The sequence below is a fragment of the Streptomyces sp. NPDC029044 genome (assembly GCF_040637495.1).
Classification (GTDB): Bacteria; Actinomycetota; Actinomycetes; order Streptomycetales; family Streptomycetaceae; genus Streptomyces.
This window is the reverse complement of record NZ_JBEZWN010000058.1, coordinates 20,586-39,286: the sequence shown is the minus strand read 5'-3', so window position 1 is coordinate 39,286 and position 18,701 is coordinate 20,586. Positions and strand designations below refer to the sequence as shown.

At 71.5% G+C, this 18,701-nt stretch carries 19 protein-coding genes and 1 pseudogene; 9 read left to right on the top strand and 11 right to left on the bottom strand.

The genetic code is table 11. From position 1 onward, the window contains the following. Positions 1-34 precede the first annotated feature (34 nt). Together AB0E85_RS31850 and AB0E85_RS31845 are read left to right on the top strand one after the other, a co-directional pair. On the top strand, positions 35-418 hold the full coding sequence (locus AB0E85_RS31850) for a VOC family protein (RefSeq protein WP_361934515.1): 384 nt from the start codon (positions 35-37) through the stop codon (positions 416-418). 100 nt (positions 419-518) lie between these two features. Beyond that, positions 519-1,310 (top strand): NAD(P)H-binding protein, encoded by a 792-nt coding sequence (locus AB0E85_RS31845; protein ID WP_361934513.1) that lies wholly within the window; start codon positions 519-521, stop codon positions 1,308-1,310. Here the strand turns inward: AB0E85_RS31845 and AB0E85_RS31840 are convergent. From AB0E85_RS31840 to AB0E85_RS31820, 5 genes are all read right to left on the bottom strand, one after another. Beyond that, positions 1,290-2,231 (bottom strand): DUF5829 family protein, encoded by a 942-nt coding sequence (locus tag AB0E85_RS31840; RefSeq protein WP_361934535.1) that lies wholly within the window; start codon positions 2,229-2,231, stop codon positions 1,290-1,292. The genes AB0E85_RS31845 and AB0E85_RS31840 overlap by 21 nt on opposite strands. Positions 2,232-2,310: 79 nt before the next feature. Further along, positions 2,311-3,009: a DUF4389 domain-containing protein gene (locus tag AB0E85_RS31835; protein ID WP_361934510.1), complete on the bottom strand. Its 699-nt coding sequence runs from the start codon at positions 3,007-3,009 to the stop codon at positions 2,311-2,313. A gap of 82 nt (positions 3,010-3,091) precedes the next feature. After that, the gene (locus AB0E85_RS31830; protein ID WP_361934509.1) at positions 3,092-4,207 is read right to left on the bottom strand and encodes an AI-2E family transporter; all 1,116 of its coding nucleotides are present in this window, start codon (positions 4,205-4,207) and stop codon (positions 3,092-3,094) included. Positions 4,208-4,267: 60 nt separating this feature from the next. After that, the gene (locus AB0E85_RS31825; protein ID WP_361934507.1) at positions 4,268-4,594 is read right to left on the bottom strand and encodes a hypothetical protein; all 327 of its coding nucleotides are present in this window, start codon (positions 4,592-4,594) and stop codon (positions 4,268-4,270) included. Between the two features lie 40 nt (positions 4,595-4,634). Then, positions 4,635-5,756: a hypothetical protein gene (locus AB0E85_RS31820; RefSeq protein ID WP_361934505.1), complete on the bottom strand. Its 1,122-nt coding sequence runs from the start codon at positions 5,754-5,756 to the stop codon at positions 4,635-4,637. 120 nt (positions 5,757-5,876) lie between these two features. Here AB0E85_RS31820 and AB0E85_RS31815 point away from each other — a divergent pair, with 120 nt between their 5' ends. Then, positions 5,877-7,031: a cystathionine gamma-synthase gene (locus AB0E85_RS31815; protein ID WP_361934502.1), complete on the top strand. Its 1,155-nt coding sequence runs from the start codon at positions 5,877-5,879 to the stop codon at positions 7,029-7,031. A 52-nt stretch (positions 7,032-7,083) separates the two neighbouring features. On the opposite strand, the gene AB0E85_RS31810 is transcribed toward AB0E85_RS31815, so the two are convergent. From AB0E85_RS31810 to AB0E85_RS31800, 3 genes are all read right to left on the bottom strand, one after another. Further along, the gene (locus AB0E85_RS31810) at positions 7,084-7,332 is read right to left on the bottom strand and encodes a hypothetical protein (protein ID WP_361934500.1); all 249 of its coding nucleotides are present in this window, start codon (positions 7,330-7,332) and stop codon (positions 7,084-7,086) included. 25 nt (positions 7,333-7,357) lie between these two features. Next, a complete protein-coding gene (locus AB0E85_RS31805) occupies positions 7,358-7,861 on the bottom strand; it encodes a sigma factor-like helix-turn-helix DNA-binding protein (protein WP_361934498.1) in 504 nt (167 codons plus the stop codon). A 178-nt stretch (positions 7,862-8,039) separates the two neighbouring features. Then, a complete protein-coding gene (locus tag AB0E85_RS31800) occupies positions 8,040-8,546 on the bottom strand; it encodes a MarR family transcriptional regulator (protein WP_361934532.1) in 507 nt (168 codons plus the stop codon). A gap of 163 nt (positions 8,547-8,709) precedes the next feature. Between AB0E85_RS31800 and ilvA the strand changes: the two genes are divergently transcribed. The 4 genes and pseudogenes from ilvA to AB0E85_RS31780 form a co-directional block, all read left to right on the top strand. Further along, positions 8,710-9,939, top strand: a complete 1,230-nt coding sequence (ilvA, locus tag AB0E85_RS31795) for a threonine ammonia-lyase (protein ID WP_361934496.1) — start codon at positions 8,710-8,712, stop codon at positions 9,937-9,939. 173 nt (positions 9,940-10,112) lie between these two features. Next, positions 10,113-11,090, top strand: coding sequence for an ATP-binding cassette domain-containing protein (locus AB0E85_RS31790; protein ID WP_361934493.1), 978 nt, complete (start codon positions 10,113-10,115; stop codon positions 11,088-11,090). Between the two features lie 118 nt (positions 11,091-11,208). Beyond that, entirely contained in the window at positions 11,209-12,015 is an 807-nt protein-coding gene (locus tag AB0E85_RS31785; RefSeq protein WP_361934490.1) for an ABC transporter permease, read from the top strand. 469 nt (positions 12,016-12,484) lie between these two features. Continuing rightward, a pseudogene (locus AB0E85_RS31780) lies at positions 12,485-12,794 on the top strand (ABC transporter permease); the annotation flags it as partial. A gap of 58 nt (positions 12,795-12,852) precedes the next feature. Here the strand turns inward: AB0E85_RS31780 and greA are convergent. Further along, positions 12,853-13,350, bottom strand: a complete 498-nt coding sequence (greA, locus tag AB0E85_RS31775) for a transcription elongation factor GreA (protein WP_361934487.1) — start codon at positions 13,348-13,350, stop codon at positions 12,853-12,855. Between the two features lie 179 nt (positions 13,351-13,529). Further along, positions 13,530-13,928 carry a DUF4307 domain-containing protein gene (locus AB0E85_RS31770; RefSeq protein WP_361934484.1) on the bottom strand — a complete coding sequence of 133 codons (399 nt, stop codon included), beginning with the start codon at positions 13,926-13,928 and terminating at the stop codon, positions 13,530-13,532. Positions 13,929-14,075: 147 nt separating this feature from the next. Between AB0E85_RS31770 and mca the strand changes: the two genes are divergently transcribed. Next, on the top strand, positions 14,076-14,957 hold the full coding sequence (mca, locus tag AB0E85_RS31765; RefSeq protein WP_184559710.1) for a mycothiol conjugate amidase Mca: 882 nt from the start codon (positions 14,076-14,078) through the stop codon (positions 14,955-14,957). Beyond that, positions 14,950-15,240, top strand: a complete 291-nt coding sequence (locus AB0E85_RS31760; protein WP_361934481.1) for a hypothetical protein — start codon at positions 14,950-14,952, stop codon at positions 15,238-15,240. The genes mca and AB0E85_RS31760 overlap by 8 nt, the downstream gene beginning before the upstream one ends. A gap of 79 nt (positions 15,241-15,319) precedes the next feature. Here the strand turns inward: AB0E85_RS31760 and AB0E85_RS31755 are convergent, their stop codons facing one another. After that, positions 15,320-18,520, bottom strand: coding sequence for a tetratricopeptide repeat protein (locus AB0E85_RS31755; RefSeq protein WP_361934478.1), 3,201 nt, complete (start codon positions 18,518-18,520; stop codon positions 15,320-15,322). Between the last annotated feature and the right edge of the window lie 181 nt (positions 18,521-18,701).

Below are 18,701 nucleotides of genomic sequence, written 5' to 3'. Positions count from 1 at the left end.
GGGGGGTCCGCCAGGTACGTCAGGGGAGGCCACCATGACCGTGCAGCTGAACCACACCATCGTCGCCGCCCACGACAAGCGCGCCTCGGCCCGGTTCCTCGCCGACCTCCTGGGGCTCGACGTGAGTCCGCCCTACGGCCCGTTCCTCCCGGTCGAGATCTCCAACGGCGTCACACTCGACTTCATGGACAGCCCCGGCGCCATCACGCCGCAGCACTACGCCTTCCTCGTCTCGGAGGACGAGTTCGACGAGATCTTCGGCCGCATCCGGGAAGCCGGCGTGACGTACTGGGCGGACCCGTTCCACAGCCGTCCCGGCGAGATCAACCACAACGACGGCGGCCGCGGGACCTACTTCGACGACCCCGACGGCCACCGCCTGGAGATCATCACGAGGCCCTACGGCAGCGGCGGCTGAGCCCTCGCCGGGCCGATCACACCCCCGCCCGTCACATCGTCGTGCCGCCGCACGTCATACCGGCGAAGGCAACACACGGCAGACGAGCTGGGGAGCAGTCATGACATCACCGATCCTGGTCACCGGCGGCACGGGCACCCTGGGCGGCCACGTCGTTCCGCTGCTGCGCGCCTGCGGCCACGACGTGCGGGTCCTCACCCGGCACGCCCGCCCCGCCACGGACGGCACCGCGTACGTCACCGGCGACCTGCTGAAGGGCGACGGCGTCGAGGCCGCCGTCGACGGGGTGAAGACCGTGCTGCACCTGGCGGGCGGCCCCAAGGGCGACGACGAGGCGACCCGCACGCTGGTACGCGCCGCGTCCCGGGCCGGCGTACGCCACCTGCTCTACATCTCCGTCATCGGCGCCGACCGGGTCCCGCTGGCCTGGATGCGGACGAAGCTGGAGTCGGAGCGGGCCGTCGCCGCCTCGGGCATCCCGTGGACGACCCTGCGCGCGGCCCAGTTCCACGACCTGGCGTTCACCATGGTCGAGAACATGGCGAAGCTGCCGGTCTTCCCGGTCCCCGGCGGCCTGCGGCTCCAGCCGGTGGACTCGCGCGAGGTCGCCGCCCGCCTCGCGGAACTGGCCCTCGGCGCCCCGTCCGGCCTGGTCCCGGACCTGACCGGGCCCGACGTCCACGACCTCGCCGCCCTGGCCCGCCCCTACCTCGGCCTGCGGGGCAGGCGCCGCCCCATGCTGCCGGTGCGCATCCCCGGCAAGGCGGGGCGGGCGTACCGGGCGGGGGCGAACCTGACGCTGGAGGGGGCCGAGGCGGGGAAGCGGACGTGGGAGGAGTTCCTGGGAGAGAGGCTGGGCCAGGCGGTGTCCCTAGGACCCTTGGCCCGCTGAGCCGGGCGGGTCCTGCCTCTCGAACGTCCACACCGCGCGTGACCCCGGGCCGACCACGAGGGCCGAGTGGCCGATCCGCTCCACGTGCCGGTACGCCACCGGCCGGTTCAGTGACATCGTGACCTGCTTGAGGCCCACCCGCTGCACGGGCACGGGGTCGAACCGGAGCGTGGTGCCGCCGCCGTACGCGACGACGCCCCCGCCCGGCAGGGACCGGACCGCGAAGCCGCCGGCCTTCAGCAACGGCACCGTGTCGGCGAGGTCCCGTGCGGTCACCGCGAGACGGATCCCGGTCACGTCCCGCATCAGGCGGTCGCGGTAGGTGTCGGGCAGATAGCGCTCCCGGCCCACGTCACCGGGGTGGGAGGCGGGCTCGGTGTCGCCGCGCGGGTCGGCGAAGTACTCCGGCCGGTACTCCATCCCCCAGGCGCCGAAGAGGTCGTACTCGCCGGTGGTGAAGACGGTGTCGAACCAGGGCACGGGGACGCCGTCGCCGAAGTCGCGGGTCTGCCGGAACGTGACCGGGTCGGTGATCCCGGCCTTCCGCAGCCGTTCGATCACCGCCGGCAGGTCACCGGCGTGCTCGGTGGACACGCCCATGCCGGTGGCGCCGAGGGTGCCGTCCTTGCCCGGCAGGTCACCCACCCCGAACAACTCCAGGTAGGTCTCACGTCCCATCAGGTAGCGGCCGGTCCAGGTCTGCCCGCCCGCGCCGGTCGTGGTGCGGACCTGGAAGGCGGCGAAGTCCCGCAGATGGGCGGAGTGCTCGATGGCGTCCGCGGTCTCCCGGTCGAGCACGCCGTAGGCGTGGTTGTAGAACAGCCGTTGCCGCTCGGTCGCCGTCCCGTCCTCCTCCGCCCGTGCCGTGCCCGCGCCGCCCCGGGCCGCCCCCGCCAGGGCCAGAACGATGACCATGATCAGCTGTAACGCTCGTCGCAGAACCATGCGAGGGAGCGTAGGGCGGGGGAAACGCCGCCGCTGTGATTGCGCCCTTTTCGGGTCAGGCCTTGGTCAGCGGGGAGCCCGGCGGCGAAGCCGGTGGTGACGCCGGTGCGGGCTCCTGCCCGCCCATGTCGAGCCGGAAGGGCGGGTACTGGTCCGTCAGCAGCGCGGCGTAGGCCGCCACCCGCGCCGTCCAGCGGGCCAGGCCGATCAGGAAGTCGAAGAGGTGCCGCGGGTAGCGGGCGGTGAACAGCAGGATGACCACGGCCACCAGGGACAGGTACGGCATCAGCCCACCGCCGCCCCGCCAGTCGTCCCCGCCGCCCCAGCCGCCACCGGCGATGATCGCGACGGCGATGTACTGGGGGATCGCCAGCAGCCACCACTTCACCAGCACCAGTCCGCGCGACAGCCGCTCGGGGTAGGCGACGTCGAAGCGCGCCGGGTAGTCGGGCACGTCGGCGAGGGTGAACGGCGGGTACCGGTCGGTGCCGAGCGCGGTGTGCGCGTAGTAGCCGACCCGCCAGTTCCAGCGCAGCACGCCGACGCTGAAGTCGAAGAGCGAGCGGGGGTAGCGCGCGGTGAACAGGACGGCGAAGAAGGCGATCACGGTCACGACGGCGAACGCGATCCACAGGAAGAACAGCACGATGTAGTGCGGGATGGCGAGCAGCCACTTCACCAGCCACAGCCATCGGGACAGCCGGGGATCGACGGACGCTTCCAGACGTACGGGTGACGCTGCGGCAGGAACCATGGGCGGCACTCCTCTCGCTCGCAGACTCGCAAGCGGCGAGCGGCCCCGCGACCTGGACGGGGCCGTTAGCGCGCCCGGCTCCTCAGGACGGGACGGCGGCGCCGGCCTCCGGATCGCCGGTGCTCGCGTCGTCAGCCGGATCGACGAGTTGCTCCCGCACGTAGTTCCACACCACCGCGATCAGCGCGGCGATCGGGACGGCGAGCAGGCTGCCGACGATGCCGGCCAGGCTGCCGCCCAGGGTCACCGCCAGCAGCACGACGGCCGCGTGCAGGCCCAGGCCGCGGCTCTGGATCATGGGCTGGAAGACGTTGCCCTCCAGCTGCTGCACCACGACGATGATCGCCAGCACGATCAGCGCGTCCGTCAGGCCGTTGGAGACCAGCGCGATGAGCACCGCGACGAACCCGGCGAACAGGGCGCCGATGATCGGCACGAACGCGGAGACGAAGGTCAGCACGGCCAGCGGAAGCACCAGCGGAACACCCAGGACCCACAGACCCAAGCCGATCAGCACGGCGTCGAGCAGGCCGACGGCAGCCTGTGACCGCACGAAGGAGCCCAGGGTGGCCCAGCCACGGTCGAACACGGCCGGGACGTCCGTGGCGAGCCGGCCGGGCAGCTGACGGGACAGCCAGGGCAGGAACCGCGGGCCGTCCTTGAGGAAGAAGAACATCAGGAACAACGCGAGGACGGCGGTGACGACACCGTTGACCACGGTGCTCACGCCCGTGACGACCGCGCCCACCATGCTGCCGACGCCCTCCTGGGCCCGCGCGACCGCACTGTCGAAGGCCTGGTTGATCTGCGCGTCGCCGATGTTCAGCGGCGGCCCGGCGGCCCACTCGCGCAGCCGCTGGATGCCCTCCACGACACCGTCGGTCAGCTCACCGGACTGGGACGCCACCGGCACCGCGATCAACGCGACCACACCGGCTGCGACCAGCAGGAACAGCACGGTCACGACCGAGGCGGCCAGCGCGGGCGGCCACCCCCGGCGACGCAGGAACCGGGCCGCGGGCCAGGTCAGCGTGGTCAACAGCAGCCCGACCACGAGCGGCCACACCACCGACCACATCCGGCCCAGCAGCCACAGGGTCACGGCCAGCCCGGCCAACACCAGCAGAAACTCACCGGACACCCGCGCGGATATCCGCAGCGCGGCACGGGATCTTTCGGAACTCACAGGCGCAGTCACGCAGGCACCCTATTGGCTGACAGGGCACCCACAGCAGCCCCGCCCCCCGGGAACGAACCGTCAGCGCACGGTGTACATGCTGAAGATGTGCAGGGCAGCTTCGATCTGTGCCCGTGTGCGGTCGCCGGGGTTCCCCGTGACCCGCACGAAGACCACGGACGAGCCGGGGTCGTCCGCGACCAGCAGCGTCAGCGGCATCCGGCCCGAGAGCGGGTAGTCGTACCAGCCGTCGGGCTTCACGACGTCGGTGCCGGGCAGGGCGTTGCCGACGGCCTGCCCGTCCAGGTCGTCGAACTCGTAGCCGGAGAACTCCGCGATGGTCTCGCAGAACGGCCGCAGACCCTCTTCGGAGATCCAGCCCCCGCCGAAGCTCGCAGGATCAGCCACGGCCCTCCCCACACCGACCGGGCAGGACACACCGCGGGCGTCAGTGCGGCAGGCTCGCGGGGCTGCCGCCGTTCGCCTCGTAGCCCGCCACGGCCAGTGCCCGGTACACCGCGAACTCCGCCGCCGGGTCGGCGGACAGCGTCCAGGGCAGGGCGCCCACATGCCCGTCGATGAGGACCAGCTGGTTCATCGCCTCCGACCAGCGCTCGCTGCGGACCAGGAAGAACACCAGCATGTGCCGTACGTGCGCCAGCATCGGGTCGTCCTGGCGGGCCGCGTGCACCGCGTGCAGCGCGCCGTGGACCGCCTTCGTGACGACCTCGCTCTGCCAGAAGCTCGCCACGAGGGTGACCTCGGGGAGGTGCTCGAACACCGCGAAGAGGGGCATCGCCGACAGGAGGGAGCCCTGGGGGGCCCGGGCAGCAGCGGCCTCGGCGAACGAGTAGGCCTCCGCACGGGAGCCGTGCCACTTCTCGCACCAGTAGTGCAGCGCGGCCAGGTGCGCCCCCATGTGGGCCGGGGCGCGGTCCAGGATCTTCAGCCAGACCTGCTCGAAGTCCTTCTGGGAGTAGCCGAGACCGCGGGCCACCGACAACTCGACGATGTAGGGGATCGGGTCACCGGGGGCGAGCAGCGCCGCCTCGCCGCACGCCGTCCTCGCCTCCTCCATGATGATCCGGAACTCGTCCGTCCCGGGGGTGGCCGTACGCCAGGCCTGCTGCACCAGGAACTCGGCGTGCACCGCCGCGCCGCCCGCGTCCTTGGGAGCCTCGGACCGCCACACGCGCAGCCACTGCCCGCCCGGCGTCTCACTCACCCCGCCGGGCCGGCGCGAGAGCTCCAGGGAGGCGGCGCCCGCGAAGGCCTGGACGCGCTGCCAGCGCCGCTCACCCTCCGTCTCGGTGCCCGCCAGGAGCTGCTGCGCGGCGCGGTAGTCCTGCGTGCGCTGCACCACGTCCAGGACGTCCAGCAGGTCCTGGTCGGGGCCCGGCATGCGGATGTCGAGCTCCTCCTCGCGGACGAAGCCGTAGTTCGCCGGGTCGGCCGCGTCCGGGTGGTCGGGCGAGACCAGCCCTATCGCACCACCGCGCCTGCGCCGCAGGAAGGGGAGCAGCACGAAGCCCAGCATGACCAGCGCGATCAGGACCCAGAGAATCTCCATGCAACAAGCGAACCAGACCGCGCCGACAATTGGCCAACCTGCTCCCCGAACCTGTGGAAAACTCCTCGTCGCCCCGGACCCCCCGGCACTCTTCGCCCCGGCGCACTACCCTCGGTGCTCATGAGCGACAGGCACATCAGTCAGCACTTCGAGACGCTCGCGATCCACGCGGGCAACACCGCCGACCCCCTGACGGGCGCGGTCGTCCCGCCGATCTACCAGGTCTCGACCTACAAGCAGGACGGCGTCGGCGGCCTGCGCGGCGGCTACGAGTACAGCCGCAGCGCCAATCCCACCAGGACCGCGCTGGAGGAGAACCTCGCCGCCCTGGAGGGCGGCCGGCGCGGTCTCGCGTTCGCGTCCGGGCTGGCGGCCGAGGACTGCCTGCTGCGTACGCTGCTCAGCCCGGGCGACCACGTGGTCATCCCGAACGACGCCTACGGCGGCACGTTCCGTCTGTTCGCCAAGGTCGTCGCCCGCTGGGGTGTGGAGTGGTCGGTCGCCGACACGAGCGACCCGGCCGCGGTGCGCGCCGCCGTCACCCCGAAGACCAAGGTCGTCTGGGTGGAGACCCCCTCCAACCCGCTGCTCGGCATCACCGACATCGCCGCCGTCGCCCAGGTCGCCCGGGACGCGGGCGCCCGCCTCGTCGTCGACAACACCTTCGCCACGCCCTACCTCCAGCAGCCGCTGGCGCTGGGCGCGGACATCGTCGTGCACTCGCTGACCAAGTACATGGGCGGTCACTCCGACGTCGTGGGCGGCGCCCTGATCACGGCCGACGCCGGCCTGGGCGAGGAACTGGCCTTCCACCAGAACGCCATGGGCGCGGTCGCCGGGCCCTTCGACTCCTGGCTGGTGCTGCGCGGCACCAAGACCCTGTCCGTGCGCATGGACCGGCACAGCGAGAACGCGGCCAAGATCGCCGACATGCTCACCCGGCACGCGCGCGTGAGCAGCGTGCTCTACCCGGGGCTGCCGGAGCACCCGGGTCACGAGGTCGCCGCCAAGCAGATGAAGGCGTTCGGCGGCATGGTCTCCTTCCGTGTCGAGGGCGGCGAGGAGGCGGCCGTCGAGGTGTGCAACCGGGCGAAGATCTTCACGCTGGGCGAGTCCCTGGGCGGCGTCGAGTCGCTGATCGAGCACCCCGGCCGCATGACGCACGCCTCCGTGGCCGGCTCGGCCCTGGAGGTCCCGGGTGACCTGGTGCGGCTGTCCGTGGGCATCGAGAACGCCGAGGACCTGCTGGAGGACCTTCAGCAGGCACTCGGCTAGGGCCTGCCGTTCGGGTGGGGTCGCAGACTCGGGGTCCGGCACCTTCACCTGGTCACCAGCCGCTCAGGGGTGGAGTCGTCTCGGACGGCGGCTCCACCCACGGGCGGGCCGTCAGCGCCCACACGGTGAACGCCAGGGTCGCCGCGAGCAGCAGCAGCCACAGCGCGCGGCGGGCGAGCGTCCGGCGCCGCAGCATACGGCCGCCGCGGCGCACCGCCTCCAGGTGGATCTCGGGCGGCAGGGGGCGTGGCGCCTGCTCCAGGAGCCGCCGTACGGCCGCCTCGCGGTCGCTCCCGCTCATGTCGCCCTCCGGTCGTGGTCCGGGCTCATGACGGCACCGCCTTGGTGGCCGTCACCGCGGGCGCCGGGCCCCGCGGCCGGTGCAGCAGGGTGGACGTGGCCCGGTGGCAGATCGCCCGTACGCGCTCCGGGGACAGGCCGAGCAGGGCCGCCGTCTGCTCCTCGGCGACGCCTTCGTACAGCCGGAGGACGAGGACCAGCCGTTCCTGCGGGGTCAGCGGGGCCAGGGGGCTCGCGGGATCCGGGCGGGAGCGGCCGAGCCCGCCGTGGTGGTGCCACGCCCCGCGCGCGAAGCGGACCGCGAGGTGCGAGCGGGTGCGGTCGTAGGGGTCCTCGCCGCGCAGCCGGTCCCAGCTCGCGTACGTGTGGGCCAGTGACAGCGTCAGCAGGCGCCGCGCGCGGGGGTTGACGTCCGGGGCCTCCGCGGTGAGCAGCGTTGCGGCGTGCAGCAGCCGCCCGGCCGCGCCCGCGACGAACGCCTCGAACTCCCGGGCGCGACGGGGTGCCCGGGACGCATGCCGTTCCAGCACCGCGCCTCCCGCCTGCCGGCGACCCTGAGGATGCGGGCACCCGGCCGCACGCGACGGGGCCCGGTCTCATATCAGGCCAGGCACGGCCCCGAGGTCAAGAGCCGCGCACCGCTCGGCCGGCGCCACGCGCGCGTGGAGGCCCGGCCGTCGTACGCGGTGCCCCCGCGCGGCGGAGCGTTCAGGACGCCGGCTCCGCCTCCGGGCCCGGCACCCCCTGGGCCGCCATCCGGGAGGACAGGGCGCTGTTGAAGCGCGTGAGAAGGTCGCAGAACGCCTCGCGCTCCTCCGGCTGCCAGTCGTGGGTCAGCTCGGCCATCAACTGCCGTCGGGAGGAGCGCACTTCCTCCAGGCGAGCCTGGCCGCGCGGAGACAGCTGCAACACCACCGCGCGTCCGTCCTCGGGGTGCGAGGTGCGCTTGACCAGGCCGGTGTCGACGAGCGGTGCCACCTGCCGGGTGACCGTCGACGAGTCGATCCCCATGCTCGCGGCGAGCGCCTTGACGCCCATCGGGCCTTCTTTGTCGAGGCGGTTGAGCAGCAGGTACGCGGCGCGGTCCATGGAGTTGCGCACCTGCCCGACCCCGCCGAGCCGGGTCTGTTCGGCACGGCGGGCGAACAGCGCCACCTCGTGCTGCAACGTGTCGAGAAGACCGGTGTCACCGACGGTCGTCATGTCCATCGACATTTCAGGTGTTGTGGGCATGGCCGGGGGCTCACTTCGTGGAGGGCTGGCAGATTGGGGGACAGGGTACGCGGCCGGAAGGCAGGCCGTACCGGCGCTGCGCAAAGCGGGTCTCGGAGGTTGGTCACAACGGTCGTTCCCGCCTGTGAACTGCGATGCTGGAGTCATGAGCTACAGCACGGCTGACTCCTTTCGGCCCGTCACCCTCGACGACGTGCGCGGCGCGCAGAAGATGCTCTCGGGTGTGGCGCGGGTGACCGCGATGGAGGGCAGCAGGCACCTGTCCCAGATGGTCGGTGCGCCGGTCCACCTCAAGTGCGAGAACCTCCAGCGCACGGGCTCGTTCAAACTGCGCGGCGCGTACGTCCGGATCGCCGGTCTCCTGCCGGAGGAGCGTGCCGCCGGCGTCGTCGCCGCGAGCGCCGGCAACCACGCGCAGGGCGTGGCCCTCGCATCCGCCCTGCTCGGCGTGCGCTCCACGGTGTTCATGCCGAAGGGCGCCCCGCTGCCCAAGGTCAGTGCCACCCGGGAGTACGGCGCCGAGGTGCGGCTGCACGGCCAGGTCGTCGACGAGACGCTGGCCGCGGCGCAGGAGTACGCGGCCGGGACGGGCGCGGTGTTCATCCACCCCTTCGACCACCCCGACATCATCGCGGGCCAGGGCACGGTGGGCCTGGAGATCCTGGAGCAGTGCCCGGAGGCGCGCACGATCCTGGTCGGCATCGGCGGGGGCGGGCTGGCCGCCGGGATCGCGGTGGCGGTGAAGTCCCTGCGGCCGGACGTGCGGGTCGTGGGCGTGCAGGCGGCGGGCGCGGCGGCCTACCCGCCCTCGCTGGCGGCGGGTCGGCCGGTGTCGGTCGAGAACCCGGCGACGATGGCTGACGGCATCAAGGTCGGGCGGCCCGGTGACGTGCCGTTCGGGATCGTCGGCGAGCTGGTCGACGAGGTGCGCACGGTCAGCGAGGACGAGCTGTCCGCCGCGCTGCTGCTGTGTCTTGAGCGCGCCAAGCTGGTCGTGGAGCCGGCCGGGGCGAGCCCGGTCGCGGCGCTGCTGAGCGAACCCGGCGCGTTCGAGGGCCCGGTCGTCGCGGTGCTGTCCGGCGGCAATGTCGACCCGGTGCTGATGGAGCGGGTGCTGCGGCACGGCATGGCCGCGCAGGGCCGCTACCTGGCGGTCCGGCTGCGGCTGACGGACCGGCCCGGTGCTCTTGCCGCTCTTCTGGGCGCGTTGTCAGTGGTCGACGCTAACGTCCTCGATGTGAGTCATGTGCGAACCGATCCGCGGCTCGGGCTCACGGAGGCGGAGGTCGAGCTGCACCTGGAGACGAAGGGTCCGGCGCACTGCGCGGAGGTGGGGCAGGCGCTGCGCGAGGCGGGCTACACGGTCATCGGCTGAGCGGGCTCCCCGACCCGTCCGGGAGCTGCCGCCGATCCGGGCAAGATCCTTTCGTCTCACGGAGAGCAACGCGCAAAAACTCATTGTAAGACGCGATACATCGCGTTATGGTGTGTCGGTGGTAAGCCTCACCGGACGTCTGTCCGGTCATCCCCGAAGACGTGGAGACTCATATGCCAGGCGCCATCTACGCCGAAGGTCTGGTCAAGACCTTCGGTGACGTCAAGGCCTTGGACGGCGTCGATCTCGACGTGCCCGAGGGCACGGTCCTCGGCCTGCTCGGGCCGAACGGCGCGGGCAAGACCACCACCGTCCGCTGCCTGACCACCCTGCTGCGCCCCGACAGCGGCCGGGCGGTCGTCGCGGGAATCGACGTGCTCAAGCAGCCCGACGCGGTCCGCCGCTCCATCGGGCTGTCCGGCCAGTTCGCGGCCGTCGACGAATACCTGACCGGCCGGGAGAACCTCCAGATGGTCGGCCAGCTCTACCAGATGCGGGCGAAGGCGGCGAAGGAGCGCGCGGCCGAACTGCTGGAGCAGTTCCACCTCACCGACGCCGCCGACCGCCCGACCAAGACCTACTCCGGAGGCATGCGCCGCCGCCTCGACCTCGCGGCGGCCCTGGTCGTCTCGCCGCCCGTGATGTTCATGGACGAGCCGACGACCGGCCTCGACCCCCGCAACCGCCAGCAGCTGTGGGAGGTCATCAAGCAACTGGTCTCCGGAGGCACGACGCTGCTGCTCACCACGCAGTACCTGGAGGAGGCCGACCACCTGGCGCACGACATCGCGGTGGTCGACCACGGCAAGGTCATCGCCCAGGGCACCTCCGACCAGCTCAAGGCCCGCACCGGCGGCGAGCGCGTCGAGGTCGTGGTGCACGAGCGCGAGCACATCCAGGCGGCCGCCGAGGTCCTCGCCGGCTTCGGCAAGGGCGAGACCACGGTCGAGGAGCACATGCGCAAGCTCACCGCCCCCGTGACCGGCGGAGCCAAGCTCCTCGCCGAGGTCATCCGCGAGCTGGACACCCGGGGCATCGAGATCGACGACATCGGCCTGCGCCGGCCGACCCTCGACGACGTCTTCCTGTCCCTCACGGGCCACGTCGCCGAGGCCAAGGACCAGGACAACGACAAGGAGGCCGCCCAGTGAGCGCCGTCACCGACACCGTCCGGGTCGCGCCGGCCGCGAACCCGGTCAGCCGGTCTTCACGCTTCACCTCGTCGAGCATTCGAGGTCGGCGCGTGAGTGCTGGGAAGGGGCGTCCCGCATGAGCATGGTTGCCGACTCGCTGGTCATTGCCCGCAGGAACCTGATTCGTATGACCAGGATTCCTGAGATGGTCCTGTTTGGGGTCATTCAGCCAGTAATGTTCGTGGTCCTGTTCACGTACGTCTTCGGCGGCTCGATGAGCATCGGAGGGTCCACCGATGCGGACGTCTACAAAAACTTCCTGATGGCCGGCATCTTCGCCCAGACGGTGACCTTCGCGACCGCGGGCTCGGCCGCCGGCATCGCGGATGACATGCAGAAGGGGCTCGTCGACCGCTTCCGCTCTCTACCGATGGCCCGCGGTGCGGTGCTGACGGGTCGGACCGTCGCGGATCTCGTACAGACGTGCATCACGCTGACCGTCCTGGCGATCGTCGCGCTGATCGTCGGATGGCGCACCGGCTCGGCCGAGCCGACCAATATAGGCCGAGTCCTGGGAGCCTTCGGGCTGCTTCTCCTCCTCGGCTACGCCTTCACGTGGATCGGGGCCCTGATCGGGCTCTCGGTCCGGACCCCGGAGGCAGCCACTTCGGGTGGGATCATCTGGCTGTTCCCGGTGACGTTCATCTCGAACGCCTTCGTCGACTCCAGCCAGATGACGCCGTGGCTGCGACACATCGCGGAGTGGAACCCGTTCAGTGCCACGGTCCAGGCGTGCCGCGAGCTGTTCGGCAATCCGGGCGTGGTCCAGTCCGACGCCTGGCCCATGCAACATCCGGTCTGGGCGTCCCTGATCTGGTCCGTTTTGATCGTCGTGATCTTCCGGACTCTTGCCGTGCGGAAGTACCGGGCGGCGGAAGGCTGACCGGTTTCCACCCTCGCGAATGAAGAAGCCCTCACCGAACAGGTGGGGGCTTCTTCGTGGGCCGCTGACGTCCCACGAGCGGCCACGCGAACTCGGGATGGTGCCGGTTCGGACGGCACACCGGGTTGAGCGACATGATGTTGCCCGACCGGTTGTAGTGCACCTGGATGAAGCGGTCGTGGGTGGCGTCCGCGACCGCGCCGTTGAGCGGGGAGCGGGGAGCATTGTGGCGTCTGGCCGGCCTTCTGCTCGGGCTTTTTCCAACGGGCCCAAAAATGGGTGAAGTTGGCATAGATCATCGGACGAGTGGCCGATTAGGCAATTACGCTCATGGGCCATCACATGGAAGACCCCAGGAGGCGGGCACCCCCTGGGGTTGGCCGGTCAAGGACCGGCTGCCAGTCACGGAGGGACTGACGTGGGAAAGATGATCACCGCTCCCGCGTAGGGCGAAGACATCGGCCACCGTCTGGTCGTCCTCGCGGCGGTCGCCGTGCTGGTACGGCTGGCGCGTCGGCTCGGACGGCAGCACCAACGCCGAGGCCCTCGCGGCCTTCCGCCTGCTGCTCCTGCGCGGCTACGACTTCACATGGATCGGCGCCCTGATCGGCATGTCAGTCCGGACCCCCGAGGCGGCCACGTCCAGTGGCCTGGTCGTAGGCGTCTCGGACGCCTGGCCCATGCAGCACCCCGTGTGGGCCTCGCTGATCTACTCGATCCTGATCCTGGTGGTCTTCCGGACCCTGGCGGTGCGCAAGTACCGCTCGGCGACGGCATGACGATGCCCCCGGTGCCGGTTCGGCGCCGGGGGCAGATCAGGGCTCGTGCAGCGGTGGGTCAGCCCTCGTACGGCTCCGCCTTCAGGATCTTCACCGAGGCCTTCTTGCCGTTCGGCAGCTCGTACTCCGCGTCCTCGCCGACCTTGTGACCGATCACGCCGGTGCCCAGCGGAGACTGCGGCGAGTAGGTCTCGATGTCGGAGCTCGCGTACTCGCGGGAGGCGAGCAGGAACGTCAGCGTGTCGTCCTCGTCACCGTCGAACGCGATCGTGACGACCATGCCGGGCGCCACCGCACCGTTCGCCGCGGGCGCCTCGCCCACCTTGGCGTTCTCGAGAAGCTGGGTGAGCTGGCGCACACGGAGCTCCTGCTTGCCCTGCTCCTCCTTGGCCGCGTGGTACCCGCCGTTCTCACGCAGGTCGCCCTCTTCGCGCGCAGCGGCGATCTTCGCGGAGATCTCCGCCCGCGCGGGACCAGTAAGGTGCTCAAGCTCAGCCTTGAGCTTGTTGTACGCCTCCTGGGTCAGCCAGGTGACGTTCTCGCTGGTCTGGGTCACAGGTGCTCCTCGTAGGTACTGGGAATACAAAGCATCGCCCTACACAGAAGAATGTTCCTTCACGGAAGGGCGAAACCACGAGCCTAACAATTCAGGGGCTCAAGGGGGAGGACATAAGCCACCAGATTCACATCGATGCAGGTCACGTGCTACGTATTCCAGGTGATGCCCGGTCGGCGTCAGCCGGTGTGGCAGCCCAGCAGCTCGGCCGTGGTCCCCGGGGAGGTCGTACGGAGCGTGACGACCTTGTCGATGCGGGTCCCGTCGCCGTCGAAGCGGAAGTCGGCCCGGCCCACCTCGGCCCCGTTCTCGGCCTGCGAGCGCACGGTGCAGTAGCCCTTGGCGCCGGCGTCCTTGCGGACCTCCAGATGCACCTGCACGGACTCCTTGCCCGGCTCGAAGCTGATCACCTCGGCGCTGATCTCGCTCTTGGCGACGTAGTGGTATCCGAACCAGCCGAGGAGCCCCAGCAGCGCCACCGCGAGGACGGTGCCCACGACCTTGAGCGTGCGGTCGGCGCGCTCGTCCGAGGAACGGCCGTACCGGCCCTCGGGCAGTCGCGTGCTCGACGTACTCATGATCGTCCTCCTGGCAGGGCCGGGACGAAGGTCCCGGAGGGGGCGCCGGCACCGGGCCCCGGAATTATTCGCCCCCCGATTCGGTCACTATAGAAGCCGCTGATTGCGCCGACGCACACAGGGCGCCGACTTACTGAGGATTGAGTCTTGACTGACCAGTTGCGACTGATGGCCGTTCACGCCCACCCCGACGACGAGTCGAGCAAGGGCGCTGCGACCATGGCGAAGTACGTGTCCGAGGGGGTGGACGTGCTGGTCGTGACCTGCACGGGCGGGGAGCGCGGCTCCATCCTCAATCCCAAGCTCCAGGGTGACGCGTACATCGAGGAGCACATCCACGAGGTGCGCAAGAAGGAGATGGACGAGGCCCGGGAGATCCTGGGCGTCAAGCAGGAATGGCTCGGCTTCGTCGACTCGGGCCTGCCCGAGGGCGACCCGCTGCCGCCGCTGCCGGAGGGCTGCTTCGCCCTGGAGGACGTGGACCACGCGGCCGGGGAGCTGGTGCGCAAGATCCGTGCCTTCCGCCCGCAGGTGATCACCACCTACGACGAGAACGGCGGCTACCCGCACCCCGACCACATCATGACGCACAAGATCTCCATGGTGGCGTTCGAGTCGGCCGCGGACACCGAGAAGTACCCGGAGGCGGAGTACGGCCCCGCCTACCAGCCGCAGAAGCTCTACTACAACCAGGGCTTCAACCGTCCGCGCACCGAGGCCCTGCACCAGGCGATGCTCGACCGCGGCCTGGAGTCCCCCTACGGGGACTGGCTCAAGCGCTGGGAGGAGTTCGGCATGAAGCAGCGCACGCTCACCACGCACATCCCGTGCGCCGACTTCTACGAGATCCGTGACAAGGCGCTGATCGCCCACGCCACGCAGATCGACCCGGACGGCGGCTGGTTCAAGGTGCCGATGGAGATCCAGAAGGAGGTCTGGCCGACGGAGGAGTACGAGCTGGCGAAGGCCCTCGTCGATACCTCCCTCCCCGAGGACGACCTCTTCGCGGGCATCCGCGACAATGCCTGACATGAGCGCAAGCGCAAGCCTGGCAATGACGCACCTCGTCTCCTTCGCCAAGGAGGTCGACGAGGACAAGGTCACCCCCGGCGTCCTCGGCTTCATCGTCTTCGCGGCGATGGCCCTGGCGGTGTGGGCCCTGATGAAGTCCATGAGCCGGCACATGAACCGGGTCGACTTCACTCAGGTCCCGGACCCGACGGCGGAGCAGCCGGAGCAGGCCCCGGCGGACGCGGACGCGAAGGCCGGGGAAGCGGAGCCCACCGGCCAGGGAGCCAAGAAGCAAGGCTGACGCCCCCCGGCCGAGGGGGCGCCACCCGTCGGCGGCCGGCGACAACCGCCGCCGACGGATGCGCCGCGCGCGTCGGGAGCTACGCCTCCGTCTCCACCGCCACGCCCATCACCTCGCGCGCATGCCGGTTCGGCACCATGCCGAGACGCCAGGCCTGCCAGCCCGCCTCCAGGGTCACGCCCCGCTCCAGCAGCAGCTGGTACGCGTCGAGGTAGTCGTCCAGCTTCCCGTCGCGCAGCCCGTGGCCGGCGCGGGACAGCTGCGCCAGCTCCTCCTGGGCCACCGCCGTGCCCACCTCCATGCCGCCGGGGGCCGCATACGGCAGAAGCGTGCAGCGCAGGAAGCGGGCCCAGTCCTCGCCCCGGCGGTCGCCGTAGGACGTGAAGAGGTCCACCGCCTCGTCGCACAGGGCCAGTGCCTGCTGGGTGCGGGCGTTGCCCGCGTCCACGACCGCCAGTTCCAGGCACGTCCAGGCCTCGCCGTGGGCGACGCCGATGCGCTGGAAGTCGGCCCGGGCGTCGACCAGGAGCTGGCGGGCGAAGCCGGAGTTGCGCAGTGAGCCCGTCTGGGCCGCCCGCTGGTCGCGGGTGACGCGCGCCGAGTGGTGGCGGGCGCAGGCCAGACCGTAGACGTCCCGCATGCGGGAGAACATCGTGCGGGCCCGCTCCAGTTCGCGGACCGCCTGATCGAGATCGCCCGTCTCCTCCAGGGCCTGGCCCAGGTAGTACAGGGTCCAGGCCTCGCCGCGCGCGTCCTCGTTGTCGCGGTGCCGGGCCGCCGCCCCGCGCAGCTCCTCCACCGCCGGGGACGCGTCCCCGGCGACCAGCAGCGCACGGGCCAGCTGCGTCAGGGCCCAGGCCTCACCACGGGCGTCACGGGTGCGCCCGTACAGCTCCAGGGCCGCCCGCAGCTCCGCCTCGGCCCGTGGGACGTCGCCCCTGCGCAGTCCCAGCTGACCGAGCTGGAAGTGCGCCCACGCCTGGCCGTGCACGGACTCGCCCCGCCGGTGCAGGACCAACGACTCGGTCAGCAGCTCCAGCGCCTCCGCCAGCCGGGCACGGTCCCGCTCCACCGCCGCGAGTGCGTGCATCGTCCACGCCCGGTCCACCGCCAGCGCGGGCGGGGCCTGGAGGGTGAGCGCCTCGCGCAGTTTCGCCGACGCCTCCGTCAGGTTGCCCTGGTGGTGCAGCGTGATGCCGAGGGAGCACAGCGCGCGGGCGGCGCCGGCGTCGTGGTGGGCCTCCCGGTAGAGGTCCACGACCGAGGCGAGGGTGGTGCGGGCCTTGTCCAGCTCGCCCAGCTGCCGGGCCGCGATACCCGTACGCCACTGCACCGAGCGGACCATCAGCCCCTCGTCCACCGCCTGCGCCAGCTCACTGATCTCACCCAGCCGGTACAGGTCGCCCCGCAGCAGGCAGTAGTCGCACAGGGCGCCCAGCAGGTTCAGCACCGCCGCCTGGTCCACCCCCTCGGCATGCCGCAGCGCCGCCGTGATGAAGCTCGACTCGTCGTCCAGCCAGCGCAGCGCCTCGTCGAGGGAGGTGAAGCCGTAGGGGCTGAAACGGTTCGTCCGGGTCGACATGTTGCCGTCGACCATCCGCAGCACCGAGTCGGCCAGCTCGGCGTAGTTGACGATCAGCCGTTCCTGCGCCGCCGTGCGCTCGGCCGGCTCCTCCTCGTCGAGCAGGCGGGCCTGGGCGAAGGAACGGACCAGGTCGTGCAGCCGGTAGCGGTCGCCCCGGACGTGGTCGATCAGCCCGGCCCGGGTCAGGACCCCGAGATGCCGTTTGGCCTCCGCCTCGTCCGTCGCCAGCAGCGCGGCGGCCGCGGCGGCACCCAGGGAGGCCCGCCCGGCCAGGGCCAGCCGGCGCAGCAAGCGCCGTACGGTCTCCGACTGGTCGGTGTAGCGCAGCCACAGGACGCGTTCGACCGGCTCGACCGGGCCGTACGCGTCGAGGTCCGTGGCCAGCGCGCGCGGCGAGCGCGGACCGAGGCACGAGCCCGCGATGCGCAGCGCCAGCGGCAGCCCGCCGCACAGCTCCCGGACCCGGTCCGCGGACTCCGCGTCGTAGGGCCCGGAACGGTCCTGCGCCGCCGCGCCCAGCAGCTCCTCCGCACCCGCCGCGTCCAGCGGCGCCACCGCCAGCTGGTGCACCCGCGCGGGCAGGCCCCCCAGCTCCAGCGGACCCCGCGCGGTCACCAGTACCAGGCTGTCGGAGCGCTCCGGGACCAGGGCGCGGACCTGCTCCGCGTCCGCGGCGTCATCGAGGACGACCGTGACCGGCAGGCCCGTCAGATGCTGGTGGTACAGCTCGCTCAGCCGCTTGACCTGCTGGTCGGGCGAGGACCGCTCGCGGAACAGCAGCTGCTCGCGGGGCGCGCCGAGCCGGTTCAGCAGATGCAGCAGCGCGTCACGGGTGGACAGCGGTGACTCGCCCGGCCCGTCGGCGCGCAGGTCGACGACACAGGCACCGCGGAAGTAGTCCCTCAGATCGTGCGTCGCGTGCACGGCGAGCGTCGTACGGCCGCTGCCGGGCGTGCCGTGCAGCACCACCACCGTCGGCTGCGTCTCGGTGCTCGCCCGGGCCGCCTGCACCCACTGCCGGATCTGCGCCAGCTCCTGCCGCCGCCCCGCGAACGGCTCCGCCGGTTCGGGGAGCTGCCCGAAGGATTGTTCCAGCACATTGCGCCCGCGCGCCGCCGCGCTCTTGTCCGCGCCCCGCAGCCGCGGGCCGCCCGTCTTCTTCGGCCCCGTCGAGGCCGCGAGTACCCGCTGCTGGTCCAGGAACGGCCGGATGCCCCGCACCTCCAGCGCCGTCAGCCACTGCAACCGCAACTGCTCCGGGCCGCCCGGCTGGCTCACGGCACCGGCCCGGCGGTGCGCGGCCGGCAGATGCGACCCGACCACTTTCACCACCGTTGCCGTGGCCCCGACGACACCCACCGTCACACCGGCCCCCAGAGCCGTCCCGGTCCCCGTGCCCAGCGCCAGGTCGGCGACGACGGCTGCGACGGCCGCCACCCCGGCCACCAGCAGCGGCGTCCCGGCCCCCTCCCGGGCGTACCGCTGCCCGAAGGTCAGCTGGCCGGCCGCCGCCTCGTCCAGGGCGCGCGTGTAGGCCTCGTACTCCTCACCCGCGCTCCGCGCCATCGTGTCGAGCGCTCCGCGCGCCCGCGCGAGCAGCACCTTCCCGTCGCTGCGTCCGCCCGAGCGCCGCACCTCCTCCTCCACGGCCCGCACCAACAGCCGTTCGGCATCGGCCCGATGGCTGTCCCGCATGTCACTTCCCCCTCCGGCGGCAACGGCGTTCAAGGTCAAGTGTGCTGCGAACGGCGCGTCATGGGGAGGGGCCGGGTCGTCGGGAAGGGACCCGTTCAGCGTGGAGTGGGTGGTTGTGCGGCCGGCCAACAGCCGTGGAGGGATGGTGAATCGGGGCCGCCGTCCGCCCGGCGGGCTATCG